The organism is Streptomyces sp. x-80 (assembly GCF_046549095.1).
In the GTDB taxonomy this organism is placed as follows: Bacteria; Actinomycetota; Actinomycetes; order Streptomycetales; family Streptomycetaceae; genus Streptomyces; species Streptomyces celluloflavus.
The window spans coordinates 1-15,652 of record NZ_JAJPWM010000007.1; the positions used below are offsets into that span (position 1 = coordinate 1).

Below are 15,652 nucleotides of genomic sequence, written 5' to 3' on the forward strand. Positions count from 1 at the left end.
GGCCGAGGGGTGCCTCGGCCGGCCGCGCGCCGGGGTGGTGCGGGGTGGGACCGGTCAGATGTGGCCGACGCCGGCGCCCGCCTCCGCGTTCTCACCGCGCTTGGTGAAGGTCGCGACGACGGCCGCGACGATCGCCACACCGCAGGCGACGGTGAAGGCCAGGCCCATGCCCGAGACGAACGTGTCGTGGGCGACGGAGGTGATCTTCTGGGCCAGCTCCGGCGGGGTGCCCTTCGGCACCGGGGCGAAACCGGCCGAGACGGCGTCGGCCGCCTGGGACATCTGCGCGGGCGGAACCGGCGGCAGGCCCGCCGACTGCCAGTTCTCGGGGAACCGCTCGTCGACGCGGGAGGCCATCACCGCGCCGAGCACCGCCGTACCGAGGCTGCCGCCGACCTGCATGCCGGCCTGCTGGAGACCGCCGGCGACACCGGAGAGCTCCAGCGGGGCGTTGCCGACGATGACCTCGGTGGCGCCGACCATGACGGGTGCGAGGCCCAGGCCGAGCATCGCGAACCAGAGGGCCATCGGGCCGTTGCCGGTGTTCGTGTCCAGGCCGGACATGCCGAACATGGCGACGGCGGTGAGGACCATGCCGCCCACCAGCGGGATCCGCGGGCCGAACTTGGTGATCAGAGCGCCCGCCAGCGGCGAGCCGACGATCATCATGCCGGTGAGCGGAAGGAGGTGCAGACCGCTGTCGACGGGGCTCATGCCGTGCACGTTCTGGAGGTAGAACGTCACGAAGAACAGGCCGCCCATGAAGGCGAAGGACATCAGCACCATCAGGACCGTGCCGGCCGTCAGCGGCACGGAACGGAACATGTGCAGCGGGATGAGCGGTTCGCGGACCTTGGTCTCCAGAACGGCGAAGAGCGCGAAGAGAACGATCGCGCCGATCAGGAAGCCCCAGGTCTTCATGTCGCCCCAGCCCCACTCCGACGCCTTGATCAGCGGCCAGATGAGGCAGAACATCGCGCTGGAGAGCAGCACGATGCCCGGGATGTCGAAGGACCGGGGGGCGTTCTCCGCGCGGTGGTCCTTGAGGATCACCAGGCCGAGGACCAGGGCCAGGACACCGACCGGGACGTTGATGAAGAAGACCGACTGCCAGCTGACGTGCTCGACCAGCAGCCCGCCGACTATCGGGCCGCCGGCGGTGGAGGCGCCGATGACCATGCCCCAGATGCCGATGGCCATGTTGAGCTTCTCGGCCGGGAACGTCGCCCGCAGCAGGCCGAGCGCGGCGGGCATCAGCAGCGCGCCGAACAGACCCTGGAACACGCGGAAGGTGATGACGAGCGCGACCTCGCTGGAGAACCCGATGGCGGCGGAGGCGGCGGCGAAGCCGAGAATGCCGATCAGGAAGGTCTGGCGGTGGCCGAAACGGTCGCCGAGTTTGCCGGCCGTGATCAGCGAGACGGCCAGCGCGAGCATGTAGCCGTTGGTGATCCACTGGACGTCGGCGAGCGAGGCGCCCAGGTCCTGCTTGATGGCCGGGTTGGCGATGGCGACGATGGTGCCGTCGAGGGCGACCATCATGACGCCGATGGCGACGGAGAAGAGGGTCAGCCACGGATGGCCCCGCAGCCCCTTCCGGGGCTCCGGTACGGGAAGTTCCGGTGCGGTGTCGGCAACCGGGGTCTGAGAACTCATATGAGGAGATTAATGTCAGCCACTGACAGTTGACAAAGTAATTCATGAGTCGGTAACTGTCATTTACCTCACAGGTATCCTGAACAGCGGTAACACCGTGGAAAGGCGGCGCAGGATGGCGACCCCGACGCCGCAGACGACACCCTCGGGCGGGCTGCGCGAGCGCAAGAAACAGCGCACCCACGACGCCCTCATCCGTGCGGCGCTGGAGCTGTTCACGGACCAGGGCTACGAAGCGACGACGATCGACGAGATCGCGGAGGCGGTGGACGTCTCCCAGCGCACCTACTTCCGGTACTTCGCCAACAAGGAGGAGGTCGTCTTCGCCGTCCAGGAGATGGTGGAGGCCCGCTTCGTGGCGGAATTGCGTGGCCGGCCGGCCTCCGAGGCCCCACTGACCGCGTTGCGGCAGGCCGTACTGGGGGCCTGGGACGACATCGGTGGCGCGATCGCGTCGGTGGTCCCGGTGGAACTGCACATGCGCGCATGCCAGATGATCGAGTCGACGCCCGCACTGGTCGCCGCGCATCTGCGGCGCTCCTCCGATCTGGAGGAGGAGGTCTCCCGGCTGATCGCCGGACGCGAGGGGCTGGATGTGGACACCGACCCCCGGCCGCGGGTGCTGGTCGCGGCGTTCGGCGGGGTGATGCGGGTGGCGAGCAAGGTGTGGGGCGAGGGGCAGGATTGCAGCGTGACCGCCATCCGCGAGCTGACCAGGTCCTACCTGGACCACATCAGGCCCGCGTTCGACGACAACTGGCGCACCAGGTAGGCGGGAAGATCCACCGGAGACGTCAACTCCGGGCGAGAACTGTCGACTCCGGATAAGGAACGGATAAGGGAAGGCCGCCTCCGGGCCATCGGTTCACCACTCGATCCGCCCTGTGCCGCCCGGCCCACCTCATCTCGGCGCCGGCGTCCCAATTGATCCAAATACCCAGCACGAAACGTGAGATGACTCACGGGATGTACGGGTGGCCACTCCCGTCTCCTAGGCTGGCCCGCGGTGACTTCCTTCCAGGGCTTCGGCCCCACATTCGGTTTTCTGCAATCCACCGTCTGGCGTACGGCACTCGCTCTGGTGGTGGTGTTCGTGATGCTCGCGCTGACCGGCTGGACCGCCGTCAGAAGCTCCAAGGAGGATGCCAACCCCCTGGCCACCGCCAAGGCCGCCTGGCGGCACGCCACCTTCCTCGGGCGCTCGCTGCCCGACCCCCAGGGCACGCCCGCCGCGCTGCGGGCCTTCTTCTCCTCCCTCGACCGGGCCGAGCGGCAGCAGCTCGCCACCCGCTATCCGCTGGTCGTCGGCAATATGGACGGCGCCCCCGTCACCCTGCGCTATCGCGCCAACCGGATGGCGCTCGACCAGGCCGGAGCGATCGCACGGCAGCGCATGGATGATCACCGGCTCACCCCGGTCGGCCGCCAGGAGGCGGGCCGGCTGATGCACCGCTTCGAATCGCTGATGCGGGACAACCGGCAGATCCTGGCCTTCGACCCGGCCGGCGGCGGCCGGGTCGCGGAGGTCTTCGGCGACCTCCAGAACGCGCACCGGGTCTCCGTCGTCGTGCCCGGCGTGGACACCAACCTGTCGACCTTCGAGCGCACCGCGCGGGCGACGAGCGCGCCCGTCGGCATGGCGAAGGCCCTGTACGGCGCGGAGCGGGCCGCCCAGCCGGACGCCCGAACGGCCGTGATCGCCTGGGCCGACTACACCGCGCCCGCCGGCCTGGGCGTCGAGGCCGCCACCGGGCAGCTCGCCGCGGCCGGCGCGGTCCGGCTGCGCGCGCTCGTGGCGGGGCTGCCGGCCGACAGTTCCGTCTCGCTGTTCTGCCACAGCTACGGATCCGTGGTGTGCGGCGTGGCGGCCCGTGCGCTGCCGTCCAACGTGACGGACATCGCGGTGGCGGGCAGCCCCGGGATGCGGGCCGCGAGCGCCGCCGGGCTGGGCACGCGGGCGCGGGTCTGGGCGATGCGGGACGCCGACGACTGGATCCAGGACATCCCGCACCTGGAGGTCGGCGGGTTCGGCCACGGCGCGGACCCGGTCGATCCGTCCTTCGGCTCCCGGATCCTGTCGGCCGACGGCGCCGTCGGACACGCGGGCTACTTCGTGCCCGGCACCCGGAGCCTGCACAACTTTGCGCTCCTCGGGGTCGGTGCGATCTCTTCGGTGAAGTGCGCGGCCTACGCTCCCCGGTGCAGCGCGGATCTGGCCTGAGGAACGGCGGACCGCCCGGAACACGGTCCGCCGGACCGGCGCGAAGCCTGTACCTGCGGGAACCGTGGCCGGGGCGCGGTGGACGGCGGGACGGGCGGCGGCGGATCGCTTGACGCGCGTAGCGCAAGGTGTCCGGAAGGGGGACGGGTGGGCAACCGCCCGCATACGATGAGCCGCATGGGTGATGTGCTGGCCGGTTTTCACGCCGTCTGGGAGTTCGACACGGACTCCGTGCTCATCCGCTTCGAACGGGGGATCCGCAGGCCGAAGCTCTTTCAGGCGCTCGGCGAGCGACGCGTTCCGTACGAGGCGTTGAGGTCCGTCGAGGTGTCCGAGGGCAGACGCGGCACGGTGGTGCTGCACGCCGTGCCCCGGCGCGGCGCGGACCCCCTGATGGAGGCGGCCGACGGCCAGCTCAAGGAGGACTCGGACCCGTACCGGCTGGTGCTGCCGGCCGAGCGCGAGACGCTGGCCGATTTCTACGCCGACGAGCTGCGCACCGCGCTGGGCCCCGACGCGAAGGAGCCGGCCGACCGGCATCTGGTGGCCGCACCGGAGGCCCCGCTGCACTTCAAGGCGTACGACGGCAAGGCGTCCTTCGACGGCCGGTCGGTCGCCTTCCGCTGGTCCTGGACGGGGGCGTCCTCGGCGAAGTGGAAGTGCGGCGACCGGAACTTCACGGTCGGCGAGCTGGCCGGCGTGGAGTGGCGGTCGCCGGAGGTCCTCAACGGCTATCTGCGGCTGCTGGAGCGCGGGGCCAGGGACGCGTCGCCGGGCGAGGCCGACCAGGATCCGGCCGCGGTGGTCTTCGGGCTGGGCTACGGACCGGTCCACGAGTCGCTGCCGTTCGCGGCCGCCGTACTCCAGGCCGTGCGGGCCGCCGAATCGGATCAGGAGACACCCGAGCGCGAACCGGTGCGCCGGGCCGGGGACGCGGGCCGGGACCCCGCCGATATCGCGGACCGGATACGCCACCTCGGCGAGCTGCACGAGGCGGGGCTGCTGACGGACGACGAGTTCAGCGCGAAGAAGGCCGATCTGCTGGCGGAGCTCTAGCCGACGGGGGCTCAGGCGAGCGGCGGAGCTCACGCGAGCGGCTGGGCGGGCCGGGTGCGAGGCAGGGGGCGGGACGCGAGGCCGGCGGCCGGGTGTTGACGGTGTCCGCCCGGCCGGGGGCACGTCATACCGTGGTACTGCCCGGAAGCCCGGACCACGGTATGACGTAGCGGTGACTACGCTCCGCTTACAGTGATTCTGCGATGTTCACACGATCTCTCATCCCAGATCGCGAGCCGGCCCGGAGCTCCGGGCGCGAGTCGGCCCGCAGCCGGGCGCTGCGCGCCGCGCGGCAGGCGCTGCGCGTCCTGGCCACCGAGCTGGGCACCCCGACCGGGCCCGGCACGCCGCTGTTCGGCCACGTCCGCAGCCGCCGGCTACGCCGGCTGCCGTACTTCGTCGCGTTCGCGTTCACGGTGTTCCTGCTGCCGTCGACCATGGGCGTGCTCACCGACTACGGCTTCCGCGGCGAGCTGGCCGGCTGGCTGGTCGGCGGGCTCGCCATCGCGCAGACCGTGCCGCTGCTGCTCGCGGTGACGCGGCCGTTGCAGGCATGGTGGGTGATCTTCTCGGCCGACATCCTGTGTGCCATGGCGCTCCTCGGCACCGGCGGTACCGAGGGCCGCGCCTGGCCCTGGCCGCCCCCGGTGATCGTCGGCTATCTCGTGCTGATGCTGGCGCTGTCGCTGCGCGAGCGGCGCCGCACCCTGATAGCCGTCTGGCTGACGACCGGGGCGGTGGGCTTCCTCTTCGCGCCGATGACCCCGGACCGCAGCGACGGCACCGGAGTGCTGCTCTTCGTCCTGACCGGTGTGCTGCTCCTGATGGGCGCCAGTCTGCGCGAACGGGGCGCCGTCCAGCGGAAGTTGCGGGAGCAGGAGACCATCAGCGAGGCGGAGCGCGCCCGCCGCACGCTGCTGGAGGAGCGCACCCGGATCGCCCGCGAGCTGCATGACGTCGTCGCCCACCACATGTCGGTGATCACGGTCCAGGCCGACAGCGCCCCCTATCGCATCAGCGGGATACCGAAGGAGGCCCAGGAGGAGTTCGGGGCGATCGCCGCGACCGCCCGGGAGTCCCTGGCGGAGATGCGCCGGCTGCTGGGCGTGCTGCGCAGCGAGGAGACGGAGCGGCACCACGGCCCGGAGAAGACCCCGCAGCCGGGGATCGGCCAGCTGCCGAAGCTGGTCGAGGGGACCGTACGGGCCGGTGTACCGGTCGAGTTGGCACTGCCGGAGAAGTTGCCCACGCTCGAACCGGCGGTGGATCTCTCGGCGTACCGCATCGTGCAGGAGGCGCTGGCCAATGTGGTGCGGCACGCCCCGGGCGCGCGGGCCCGGGTGTCGGTGACCGCGACGGCGGACCGTTCGCGGCTGACCGTCCTGGTCGTCAACTCCGTGCCGCCCGCACCGTCCGCGCCACTGGAGCCCAGCGGTACCGGGCACGGTCTGATCGGTATGCGGGAGCGGGTGCGTCTGGTGGACGGTTCGCTCGACACCGGGCCGCTGCCCGACGGCGGCTTCCGCGTCGCCGCCCGGCTTCCCCTCTCCTCGTCCCCTCCCACGGCAAAGGACTCCGCCACCACATGACCACTCGGGTGATCATCGTCGACGACCAGGCCATGGTGCGGGCGGGTTTCGCCGCGCTGCTCGCCGCGCAGAGCGACATAGAGGTGGTGGGCGACGCGCCGGACGGGGTGCAGGGGGTGGAGCTGAGCCGGCGGGTGCACCCCGATGTGGTGCTGATGGACGTCCGGATGCCCGAGATGGACGGGCTGGCGGCGGCCCGCCGGCTGCTCGATCCGCCGGCCGGTGTCACCCACCGGCCGAAGGTGCTGATGCTGACCACCTTCGACGTCGACGACTATGTCTACGAGGCGTTGCGCGCGGGCGCGTCCGGGTTTCTGCTCAAGGACGCGCCACCGGCCGATCTGATCTCCGCCGTGCGTATCGTGGCGGCCGGCGAGGCGCTGCTCGCGCCGTCGGTGACCCGGCGACTGATCGCCGATTTCGCCCGGCAGCGGCCGACACCGCGCGCGGACCGGAACGCGCTGCGGCGCAACGGCCTCACCCCGCGCGAGACGGAGGTGCTGGAGCTGATCGCCCGGGGGCTCTCCAACCAGGAGATCGCCGATGCGCTGGTGCTCGCCGAGCAGACCGTGAAGACCCATATAGGCCGCATACTCGCCAAGTTGGAGCTGCGGGACCGCGCCCAGGCCGTGGTCTTCGCGTATGAGTCGGGGCTGGTCACCCCCGGGGAGCGGTGAGGGCCGGGAGGCGGACGGAACCCAGGAGTGGCGCGGAGACCGGAGTGGCCCGGAGACCCGGAGTGGCCCGGAGACCAGAGGCGGCGCGGACGACAAGCACGGCGAGGGGCGAAAGGGAGGAGAGCGGGCGAGCGGACGAGGACGGGAGAGCGGCCAGGGCCCGGTCCGGCAGGGCGCCGGTCCCCTGCCCGCTGCGTCCGGCTCCTGCCCGCCCCGCCCGGTGCCGGACCTCGTGCCCGGCCTTCTTGCCTGACCCGCCCGGCTCCCGCCCGCCCGTCCCGGACCTCCTGCCCCGTCTGCTCGCCTGACCCCGTCCAGCTGCCGCCCCGTCCCGGACCTCCTGCCCGGCCTGCTCGCCTGACCCGCCCGGCTCCCGCCCGCCCGTCCCGGACCTCCTGCCCCGTCTGCTCGCCTGACCCCGTCCGGCTGCCGCCCCGGCCCGGCCCGGCGCGTCCCTCCCCGTACCCTGACCCCGCCCCTCCTCCCTGAGGACGAGAGGGGGCGGTGCCTCCTACCCCGGTACCACCAGGGAGTTGGCCCCGCAGCGTGACGCCGCGTCATACGTCCCCTTCCTACGCTTCCCTCTGTCACACCGGCCAAAGAGGGAGCACCACCATGCCCGTGCTGCGAACCGCCGCCCGACGCGGCAAGCGCGCACTCATCGCCGGCGCGCTCACGGCGGTCATCGCCGTCGGCACGGGCGGCTGGGCGGCCGGTTCCGCGCAGACCGCCGTCACCGGACCCGGGCCCGGCGCCGCCGCCTGGCGCGCCGACCACTCCCTCGGCGTCCCGCTGCCGGACCCCGCGACCGCGGCCCCCGCCGATGTCGCCCGTTTCTTCGCCTCGTTGACCGACGCCCAGCGGCGGGCGCTCACGGCCCGGCATCCGCTGACCGTGGGCAATCTCGACGGCGCACCCGTCACCCTGCGGTACGAGGCCAACTCCCGGGCCCTGAAGGCAGAACGGGCGCGGCAGCTGACCCTCGCCACCGACCCGGCCGGCACCCTCCAGGACCACCAGCAGGCCACGAAGGCGGCGGACCGCTGCACCGACCTGCTCCGGCCCGGCCGCCACATACTCGCCTTCGACCCGCGCGGCCGCGGTCAAGTAACCGAAGTACACGGCGACTTGGCCGCGGCACAGCGCACCGCCGTGATCGTCCCCGGTTCGGACATCGATCTGGCCTCCTTCGACCGGTCGAACGACCCGTACGGCACACCGACCGGCATGGCGACCTCGCTGCGTGCGCAGATGGCCGTCGACGCCCCCGGCACCCGTACCGCCGTGATCGCCTGGACCGGCTACACCACCCCGGTCGGCGTCGGTCCGGACGCCGCCACCGGCCGCCTGGCCGAGGCCGGTGCGCCGCGGCTGGCCCGCTTTCTGTCCGGCCTCGCCGCCACCCGCATCCCGGCGCCCGCCGTGCTCTGCCACAGCTACGGTTCGGTCGTCTGCGGACTGGCCGCGCCGGATTCGGGCCGTGGCGACATCGCCGACCTGGTCGTGTTCGGCTCCCCCGGGATGCGCCGGGACGGTGTGGCGGAGCTGCGCACCAGCGCCCGGGTCTGGGCGGCCCGGGACGCGTCCGACTGGATCGGCGACGTCCCGAACGTCGAACTGCTGGGCCTGGGCCATGGCGCGGATCCCACCGACCCGGCCTTCGGGGCGCGCCGGGTCTCCGCCAGGACGGCCGAGGGCCACACCGGCTATCTCGCCCCCGGTACGGACTCCCTCCGCAACTTCGCCGCCATCGTTCTGGGCGATTACGCCGACGTGCGCTGAGCGCCCCGACCCCGTACGGGCCCGCCGCCCGGGGAACGCCGCAGCTCACCGTCCAGCGCGGTCCGGTACCGCGATCCTGCTCCGCGACCGGATCACCGGGCTCCCGCACCGGACCGCCCGCTGGGCGCCGGCCGTGGTCCGCCGCCCCGTCCGCGACGACGTTCCGGTGCCGGCGCCGGACCGCGCTGCCCGCGACCGCCGTGTCCGTCGCATCCGCGCCGTTCCTGGGCCCGGTCCCCGGCCCGGCCGTCGCGCCGTACACCGTCGGCCATCGGCCGGCTCGTCGCCCGGCCGGCCCGGTTGCCCGGCCGCGCCGGGCCGCACTGCTCGTGACCGGCCGCACCATCCGCCGCTCCGAGGCCCGTGGGCCGGCCTCTCCCTCCTGTGCCGCGCCGGCGCGGCCGTCCGGCGCTGCGGGGTTCGTCCTCGTCCCTCTCGGTCTGACGAGTCAGTCCGACGAGCGAGTCCGCACGGAGAACGGTGCCGCACGGAGAACAGCACCGCACGGAGAACAGCGCCGCACGGAGAACAGTGCCGCCAGGAAGCGGGACAACAGCAACGGACGGCACGAGACGAGAAGCAGGCCCGCCCCCGCGGATCACGCCCCCACCCGCCGCGCCCCCTCAGCCCATCCCCGGAAACGCCTCCACCAGTCGGGGCGGAGCCGCCTGTCGCCAGGAGTCCACGAGGATGTCCCGAAGCTCGGCACTGTCCTCCAGGGCGGCGAGTCGCACCCGTACCCAGGCGGAGGCGGCCTCGTGCGGCGGTACCCAGAACTTCTCCGGTTCCGCCGCGATCAGCTCCTGCCGCTCGTGGATCGGACAGCGCACGGCGAACGACGTCTCGTCGTCGGGGATCGTGACGAACATCTTCCCGGCGACCCGGAAGGTGGGCATGCCCCAGGCCACCTTCTCCGTGGTCTCCGGCAGGGCCAGGGTGATACGGCGGACGTCATCGGAGTCGGTCATGGTCACCACGTTAGACAACACAGGGAGCCGAATGCGAACATTCGTTCCCTTTTCCTCGTGATCCCCTGGAGATATCGGTGGTCCTTCTCAGCAGCCACCGCTGACCTGCGGCGGACACCGACGCCGGTGCCGGCCCCCGTACCGGCACCACCACCGGCCGCGTCCCCCGCCCGGCGTCCCCGCCCCGCGTCCGCCCCGGTTACTCCCGTCCGGCGGACGTGAACGTCATGTCCGCGTACCGCGGCCCCGCGACCTGCCCGGCGATCGGCTCCAGGAGTGCCAGATCCTGCTCGCTCAGCTCGATCCGGGTCGCGGCGGTGTTCTCCTCGACGCGGCTGCGCTTACGGGTGCCCGGGATCGGCACGACGGCCAGTCCGTGCTTCGCCGCCTGCTGCTGCACCCAGGCCAGGGCGATCTGGCCGAGCGTGGCGTCGTGCGCCGCGGCGACCTGGCGGACCGGCTCCAGCAGCGCGGCGTTGGCGGTGGCGTTGGCGCCGGTGAAGCGTGGCTGCTGACGGCGGAAGTCGCTCGCGTCCAGTTCCTTGCCGGCGTCGACGAAGGCGCCGGTCAGAAAGCCCCGGCCGAGCGGCGAGTACGGCACGAAGCCGACGCCCAGCTCGGCCGCGGCGGCCACCACGCCGTTCTCCACGTCCCGGCTGAACAGCGACCATTCGGACTGCACCGCCGCGATCGGGTGCACCGCCTGCGCGGCCCGCAGTTCGGCGGCGGTCACCTCGCTCAGCCCCAGGTGCTTGACCTTGCCCTCGGCGACCAGTTCGGCCATCGCGCCGACCGTCTCCTCCAGGGGGACGGCCACATCGCGCCGGTGCATGTAGTAGAGGTCGATCTCGTCCACGCCGAGCCGCCGGAGGCTGCCTTCGATGCACCGCCGGATGTAGGGGCGGTCGTTGCGGATGATGCGCTTGGCCGGGTCGTCCGGGTCCACGGAGATCGCGAACTTGGTGGCCAGCACGACCTCGGCGCGGTTCGCCCGGATGAATGGCGCGATGAACTTCTCGTTCTCGCCCGCGCCGTACATGTCGGCGGTGTCGTAGAGCGTCACGCCGAGCTCCAGCGCGCGCTCCAGTGTGGCCCGCGCCTCGTCGGCGTCGGTCGGTCCGTAGGCGAAGCTCATGCCCATGCAGCCGAGGCCCTGCACCCCGACGCGGGGGCCGCCCGTGCCCAGTTCGACCGTCTTGATCTTCTCGCTACCCATGGAGACCTCAGAACCTCTCGGACGCCCGTCGGGCGTCGGCATAGACGTCGATCTTGTAGTCGAGCACATCCAGCGTGCTCTGCAACTCGGCGATACGCCGCCGTACGTCGTCACGATGTGCCGTCAGCAGCGCCTCACGCTCGGCGGCGGTGCCCTCGCCCGCGCGCACCAGCTCGGCGTAGCGGACCATGTCCGCGACCGACATACCGGTCAGCCGCAGCTTGGTCACCAGGCCCAGCCAGTCGAGATCGCGGTTGGTGAAGCGGCGCTGCCCGGTGTGGGTACGGTCCACGTGCGGCATCAGGCCGATCCGCTCGTACCACCGCAGGGTGTGGGCGGTCAGCCCGGTGTGCTCGGCCACCTCGCTGATCGTGTAGCGGTCCTGGCCGGCCGGCCGCGGGTGGACGGGTGGCGGCCCGCAGCTGCGCACCCGTGTCCTCCCCGGCCGGCCGGCCGACACCGCGTCGTCCAGCACCGCTTCGCTCTGCGTCACCGTCATGGCCGCGTCTCCCCTTCTCCCACGTCTCCCTCTCGACCCACCGGGTCCCCCTCGACATCGTCGACAACCGCAACGCTAGAGACTTCGAGTGCACTCCAAGCAAGCACCGGTCGGCCCGGCGGGGGCGGGCGTTAGGCTCGGGACATGCTGAGCCTGCGGATGATCGAGAACTGGCCGGTGCCCACCGCTGCGGCCGCCGTCGTACGAGCCGATGGCACGGTGGCCGGATCGTACGGCCCCCAGGATCATCGCTTCCCGCTGGCGTCCGTCACCAAGCCGCTGGCCGCCTACGCCGCACTGGTGGCCGTGGAGGAAGGCGCCGTCGAGCTGGACGACGCGGCCGGATCCGAGGGGTCCACGGTCCGCCATCTGCTCGCCCACACCTCGGGGCTGGCCTTCGACGAGCCGCGCACGATGGCCGAGCCGGGCACCCGCAGGCTGTACTCCAACGCCGGTTTCGAGGCGCTCGGCGACCACCTCGCCAAGGCGACCGGCATACCGTTCCCGCAGTACGCGCACGAGGCGGTGCTGGAGCCGCTCGGCATGACCGCGACCACACTGGCCGGCTCGCCCGCCAAGGACGGCGTCTCCACGGTCGCGGACCTGATCCGGTTCGCCGCCGAACTCCAGGCGCCGCGGCTGCTGGACCCGCAGACGCTCGCGGCCGCGACCTCGGTGGCCTTCCCCGGTGTCACGGGTGTCCTGCCGGGCTACGGCCATCAGCGGCCCAACGACTGGGGTCTGGGCTTCGAGATCCGCGACGGCAAGTCGCCACACTGGACCGGCGCCGCGTCCTCACCGCGCACGTTCGGCCATTTCGGGCAGTCCGGCACGTTCCTGTGGGTGGACCCGGACGCCGGACGGACGGCAGGCCACGCCCAGGGCGCGGCCTGCGTCGTACTGACGGACCGGGCCTTCGGGCCGTGGGCCGTCGAGTGCTGGCCGCCGCTGACCGACGCGGTCCTCGCCGAGCTGCGCTGAGCGGGCCGGCGCGGTGGCCGGGCGGCCGGTCCCCGCACCACGCCGGCACGGCCGTCATCCGTACGTGGGTTCCGGCCCCATCTCCCAGATCAGGCACTCCGCGGCGGCCGGTGCCCGCAGTTCCAGCTCCACCCCGCCGGTGATCCGCGCCGCGTCCCCGGGCCCGAGCCGCTCCGCGCCGAGCAGCACCTCACCCCGCACCACGTGCACATACACCCGCGCCGCGGCCGGGACCGCGGTGCGCGCGCCGTCGGTCAGCCGCCGTACGTGCAGCAGCGCGCCGGCCCGCGGCACCGCGTACGGCGTGCCGTCGGCGATCCCCCGCACCACCTCGTACGCCGGTTCCCCGCCGAACTCGGCGGGCGCCAGCCACATCTGCACGAACCGCAGCGGCCGCGCGGCATCGTTGCGTTCCTCGTGCCGCACCCCGCCGGCCGCGCTGAGCCGTTGCAGGTCCCCGGGGCGTACGGTCGTCTCGTGGCCGGCCGTGTCGCGGTGCGTCAGCTCGCCCTCGACGACCCAGGTGACGATCTCCGTGTCGCGGTGCGGGTGCTCGTCGAAGCCCGCGCCGGGCGCCAGCCGCTCCTCGTTGCAGGCGATCAGCGCGCCGAAGCGGAGATTGTCCGGGTCGAAGTGCAGCCCGAAGGAGAACGCGTGCCGGGACGCGATCCCGGTGTCCGTGCCGCCGCCCCGATAACGTTCCTCGCCCCTGTACACCCGAATCATCGGTCCACCGTAGCCCCGCCGCGTCACCTCTCCGTCCCCATAGGGCAGGCTTGTCCCGTGTCTGAACCCGCACCGCGCGCCCCTCACCCGCACTCCGCGACCCTCCGCCGCCTGGAGAAGTCGTCCGGCAAGCTGGCGGCCGGCGCCATCGCCCGGATGGACGCCACGCTGCCGTGGTACCGCGCGATGCCGCCGGAGAACCGTTCCTGGATCGGCCTGGTGGCGCAGGCCGGAATCGCCGCGTTCACCGAATGGTTCCGGCATCCCGAGACGCCGCAGGCCATCAGCACCGATGTGTTCGGTACCGCGCCGCGCGAGCTGACCCGGGCGATCACCCTGCGCCAGACCGTGGAGATGGTCCGGACGACCATCGAGGTCATGGAGTCCGCGATCGACGACGTCGCGGCGCCCGGCGACGAGTCGGCGCTGCGGGAGGCGCTGCTGGTCTACGCCCGGGAGATCGCCTTCGCCACCGCGCAGGTCTACGCCCAGGCCGCCGAGGCGCGCGGCGCCTGGGACGCCCGGCTGGAGTCGCTGGTCGTCAACGCGGTGCTCTCCGGGGAGGTCGACGAGGGCGCCGTCTCGCGCGCCGCCGCGCTGGGCTGGAACTCCCCCGAACATGTCTGTGTGCTGCTCGGCACCGCCCCCGACGGGGACAGTGAGCTGACCGTCGAGGCGATCCGGCGGGCCGCCCGGCACGCCAAGCTCCAGGTGCTGACCGGTGTTCTGGGCACCCGCCTGGTGGTGATCGCGGGCGGCTCGGACAATCCGCTCAAGGCGGCGAAGTCACTGATCGGCCCGTATGCGGCGGGTCCGGTGGTGGCCGGCCCGGTCGTCTCCGACCTGCTCGCCGCGACGCGTTCCGCGCAGGCCGCGGCCGCCGGACTGCGTGCCTGCGCGGCCTGGCCGGACGCACCGCGGCCGGTCCTCGCGGACGATCTGCTGCCGGAGCGCGCGATGGCCTCGGACCCGGTCGCGCGCGAGCAGTTGGTGGAGGAGATCTACAGACCGCTGGAGGAGGCGGGGTCGGCGCTGCTGGAGACGCTGAGCGTCTATCTGGAGCAGGCGAGCAGTCTGGAGGGCGCCGCGCGGATGCTCTTCGTGCACCCCAACACCGTGCGCTATCGGCTGCGACGTGTGACTGACGTCACCGGCTGGTCACCGTCCGATGTGCGCTCCGCCTTCACTCTGCGTATCGCGCTGATCCTGGGGCGCCTGGCCGGCAGTGAGGCGCAGCTCTAGACTTTTGTCGAACATGAACAATTCCCCCGATGGTTCTTCGTCCCTGTCCCCACGGGCGGGCGGGACCTCCCGCAAGAGAGAGTGTGAGGGTGCTCGTACTCGTCGCTCCCGGCCAAGGCGCTCAGACGCCCGGCTTCCTGACCCCTTGGCTCGACCTTCCCGGTGTCGAAGACCGGCTCCGTGAGTGGTCGGCCGCCATCGACCTGGACCTGGTCCATTACGGCACGAAGGCCGACGCGGACGAGATCCGCGACACCGCCGTGGCACAGCCGCTGCTGGTCGCCGCCTCCCTGGTCAGCGCCCGGCAGCTGTTCGCGACGCCGGAGGACTTCGCGGCCCGGGTCGGCGCCGCGGCCGGCCACAGCGTCGGCGAGCTCGCCGCGGCCGCGCTGACCGGCACGCTCCCGGACCTGGCCGCGATGACGCTGGTCCGCCGGCGCGGGCTGGCCATGGCCGAGGCCGCGGCCGTCACCGAGACCGGTATGGCCGCGCTGCTGGGCGGCGACGAGGCCGAGGTCCTCCCGCATCTGGAGAAGCTGGGCCTGACGGCGGCGAATGTGAACGGCGCCGGCCAGCTCGTGGCCGCGGGCACCGCCGAGCAGATCGCCGCGCTGGTCGAGGACAAGCCGGCCGGCACCCGCCGGGTCGTTCCGCTGAAGGTCGCCGGCGCGTTCCACACGCAGCACATGGCGCCCGCGGTCACGGCCCTGGAGTCCGCCGTCGCCGAACTGCCGGTCACCGACCCGCACACCCGCTACGTCTCCAACAAGGACGGGCAGGTCGTCACCTCCGGCCAGGAGCTGGTGCGGCGGCTGGTGGGCCAGGTGGCCAACCCGGTGCGCTGGGACCTGTGCATGGAGACCTTCAAGGAGCTCGGTGTCACCGCGCTCATCGAGGTGAGCCCCGGGGGCACGCTCGTGGGCCTGGCCCGGCGCGCCCTGCCCGGCGTGCAGACTCTCGCCCTCAAGACGCCCGACGACCTCGACGCGGCCCGCACGCTGATCGCCGAGCATTCCGCAATGGCCGAATAGGAGCCCGA

14 protein-coding genes are annotated in these 15,652 nt (G+C 72.5%); 9 read left to right on the top strand and 5 right to left on the bottom strand.

All coding sequences use genetic code 11. From position 1 onward, the window contains the following. Positions 1-54 precede the first annotated feature (54 nt). Entirely contained in the window at positions 55-1,656 is a 1,602-nt protein-coding gene (locus ACLJWH_RS15195) for an MFS transporter (RefSeq protein ID WP_411142228.1), read from the bottom strand. Positions 1,657-1,771: 115 nt separating this feature from the next. Between ACLJWH_RS15195 and ACLJWH_RS15200 the strand changes: the two genes are divergently transcribed. From ACLJWH_RS15200 to ACLJWH_RS15225, 6 genes are all read left to right on the top strand, one after another. Beyond that, positions 1,772-2,428: a TetR/AcrR family transcriptional regulator gene (locus ACLJWH_RS15200; RefSeq protein ID WP_411142229.1), complete on the top strand. Its 657-nt coding sequence runs from the start codon at positions 1,772-1,774 to the stop codon at positions 2,426-2,428. A 234-nt stretch (positions 2,429-2,662) separates the two neighbouring features. Next, positions 2,663-3,877, top strand: coding sequence for an alpha/beta hydrolase (locus ACLJWH_RS15205; RefSeq protein ID WP_411142230.1), 1,215 nt, complete (start codon positions 2,663-2,665; stop codon positions 3,875-3,877). A gap of 177 nt (positions 3,878-4,054) precedes the next feature. Further along, on the top strand, positions 4,055-4,933 hold the full coding sequence (locus ACLJWH_RS15210; RefSeq protein WP_411142231.1) for a DUF4429 domain-containing protein: 879 nt from the start codon (positions 4,055-4,057) through the stop codon (positions 4,931-4,933). 203 nt (positions 4,934-5,136) lie between these two features. Then, complete coding sequence (locus ACLJWH_RS15215) at positions 5,137-6,522, top strand: sensor histidine kinase (RefSeq protein WP_411142232.1); 1,386 nt, start codon at positions 5,137-5,139, stop codon at positions 6,520-6,522. Then, on the top strand, positions 6,519-7,199 hold the full coding sequence (locus tag ACLJWH_RS15220) for a response regulator (RefSeq protein WP_411142233.1): 681 nt from the start codon (positions 6,519-6,521) through the stop codon (positions 7,197-7,199). Before ACLJWH_RS15215 ends, ACLJWH_RS15220 begins: the two co-directional genes overlap by 4 nt. A gap of 615 nt (positions 7,200-7,814) precedes the next feature. Next, positions 7,815-8,981 (top strand): alpha/beta hydrolase, encoded by a 1,167-nt coding sequence (locus ACLJWH_RS15225; protein ID WP_411142234.1) that lies wholly within the window; start codon positions 7,815-7,817, stop codon positions 8,979-8,981. 623 nt (positions 8,982-9,604) lie between these two features. Here the strand turns inward: ACLJWH_RS15225 and ACLJWH_RS15230 are convergent. The 3 genes from ACLJWH_RS15230 to ACLJWH_RS15240 all read right to left on the bottom strand — a co-directional run bounded on the left by ACLJWH_RS15230 (position 9,605) and on the right by ACLJWH_RS15240 (position 11,664). Beyond that, the gene (locus ACLJWH_RS15230; RefSeq protein WP_411142235.1) at positions 9,605-9,949 is read right to left on the bottom strand and encodes an MmcQ/YjbR family DNA-binding protein; all 345 of its coding nucleotides are present in this window, start codon (positions 9,947-9,949) and stop codon (positions 9,605-9,607) included. Positions 9,950-10,148: 199 nt separating this feature from the next. After that, positions 10,149-11,165, bottom strand: a complete 1,017-nt coding sequence (locus tag ACLJWH_RS15235) for an aldo/keto reductase (RefSeq protein ID WP_411142236.1) — start codon at positions 11,163-11,165, stop codon at positions 10,149-10,151. 7 nt (positions 11,166-11,172) lie between these two features. Next, positions 11,173-11,664 carry a MerR family transcriptional regulator gene (locus ACLJWH_RS15240; protein WP_411142237.1) on the bottom strand — a complete coding sequence of 164 codons (492 nt, stop codon included), beginning with the start codon at positions 11,662-11,664 and terminating at the stop codon, positions 11,173-11,175. Between the two features lie 144 nt (positions 11,665-11,808). On the opposite strand from ACLJWH_RS15240, the gene ACLJWH_RS15245 reads away from it, so the two are divergent. Further along, the gene (locus ACLJWH_RS15245; RefSeq protein WP_411142238.1) at positions 11,809-12,645 is read left to right on the top strand and encodes a serine hydrolase domain-containing protein; all 837 of its coding nucleotides are present in this window, start codon (positions 11,809-11,811) and stop codon (positions 12,643-12,645) included. Positions 12,646-12,699: 54 nt separating this feature from the next. Here the strand turns inward: ACLJWH_RS15245 and ACLJWH_RS15250 are convergent, their stop codons facing one another. After that, positions 12,700-13,371 (bottom strand): pirin family protein, encoded by a 672-nt coding sequence (locus tag ACLJWH_RS15250; protein ID WP_411142239.1) that lies wholly within the window; start codon positions 13,369-13,371, stop codon positions 12,700-12,702. Between the two features lie 57 nt (positions 13,372-13,428). Here ACLJWH_RS15250 and ACLJWH_RS15255 point away from each other — a divergent pair, with 57 nt between their 5' ends. Both ACLJWH_RS15255 and ACLJWH_RS15260 read left to right on the top strand, forming a co-directional pair. Further along, the gene (locus ACLJWH_RS15255; RefSeq protein ID WP_381675475.1) at positions 13,429-14,613 is read left to right on the top strand and encodes a PucR family transcriptional regulator; all 1,185 of its coding nucleotides are present in this window, start codon (positions 13,429-13,431) and stop codon (positions 14,611-14,613) included. Positions 14,614-14,702: 89 nt separating this feature from the next. Continuing rightward, the gene (locus ACLJWH_RS15260) at positions 14,703-15,644 is read left to right on the top strand and encodes an ACP S-malonyltransferase (RefSeq protein ID WP_411142240.1); all 942 of its coding nucleotides are present in this window, start codon (positions 14,703-14,705) and stop codon (positions 15,642-15,644) included. Positions 15,645-15,652: the final 8 nt, after the last annotated feature.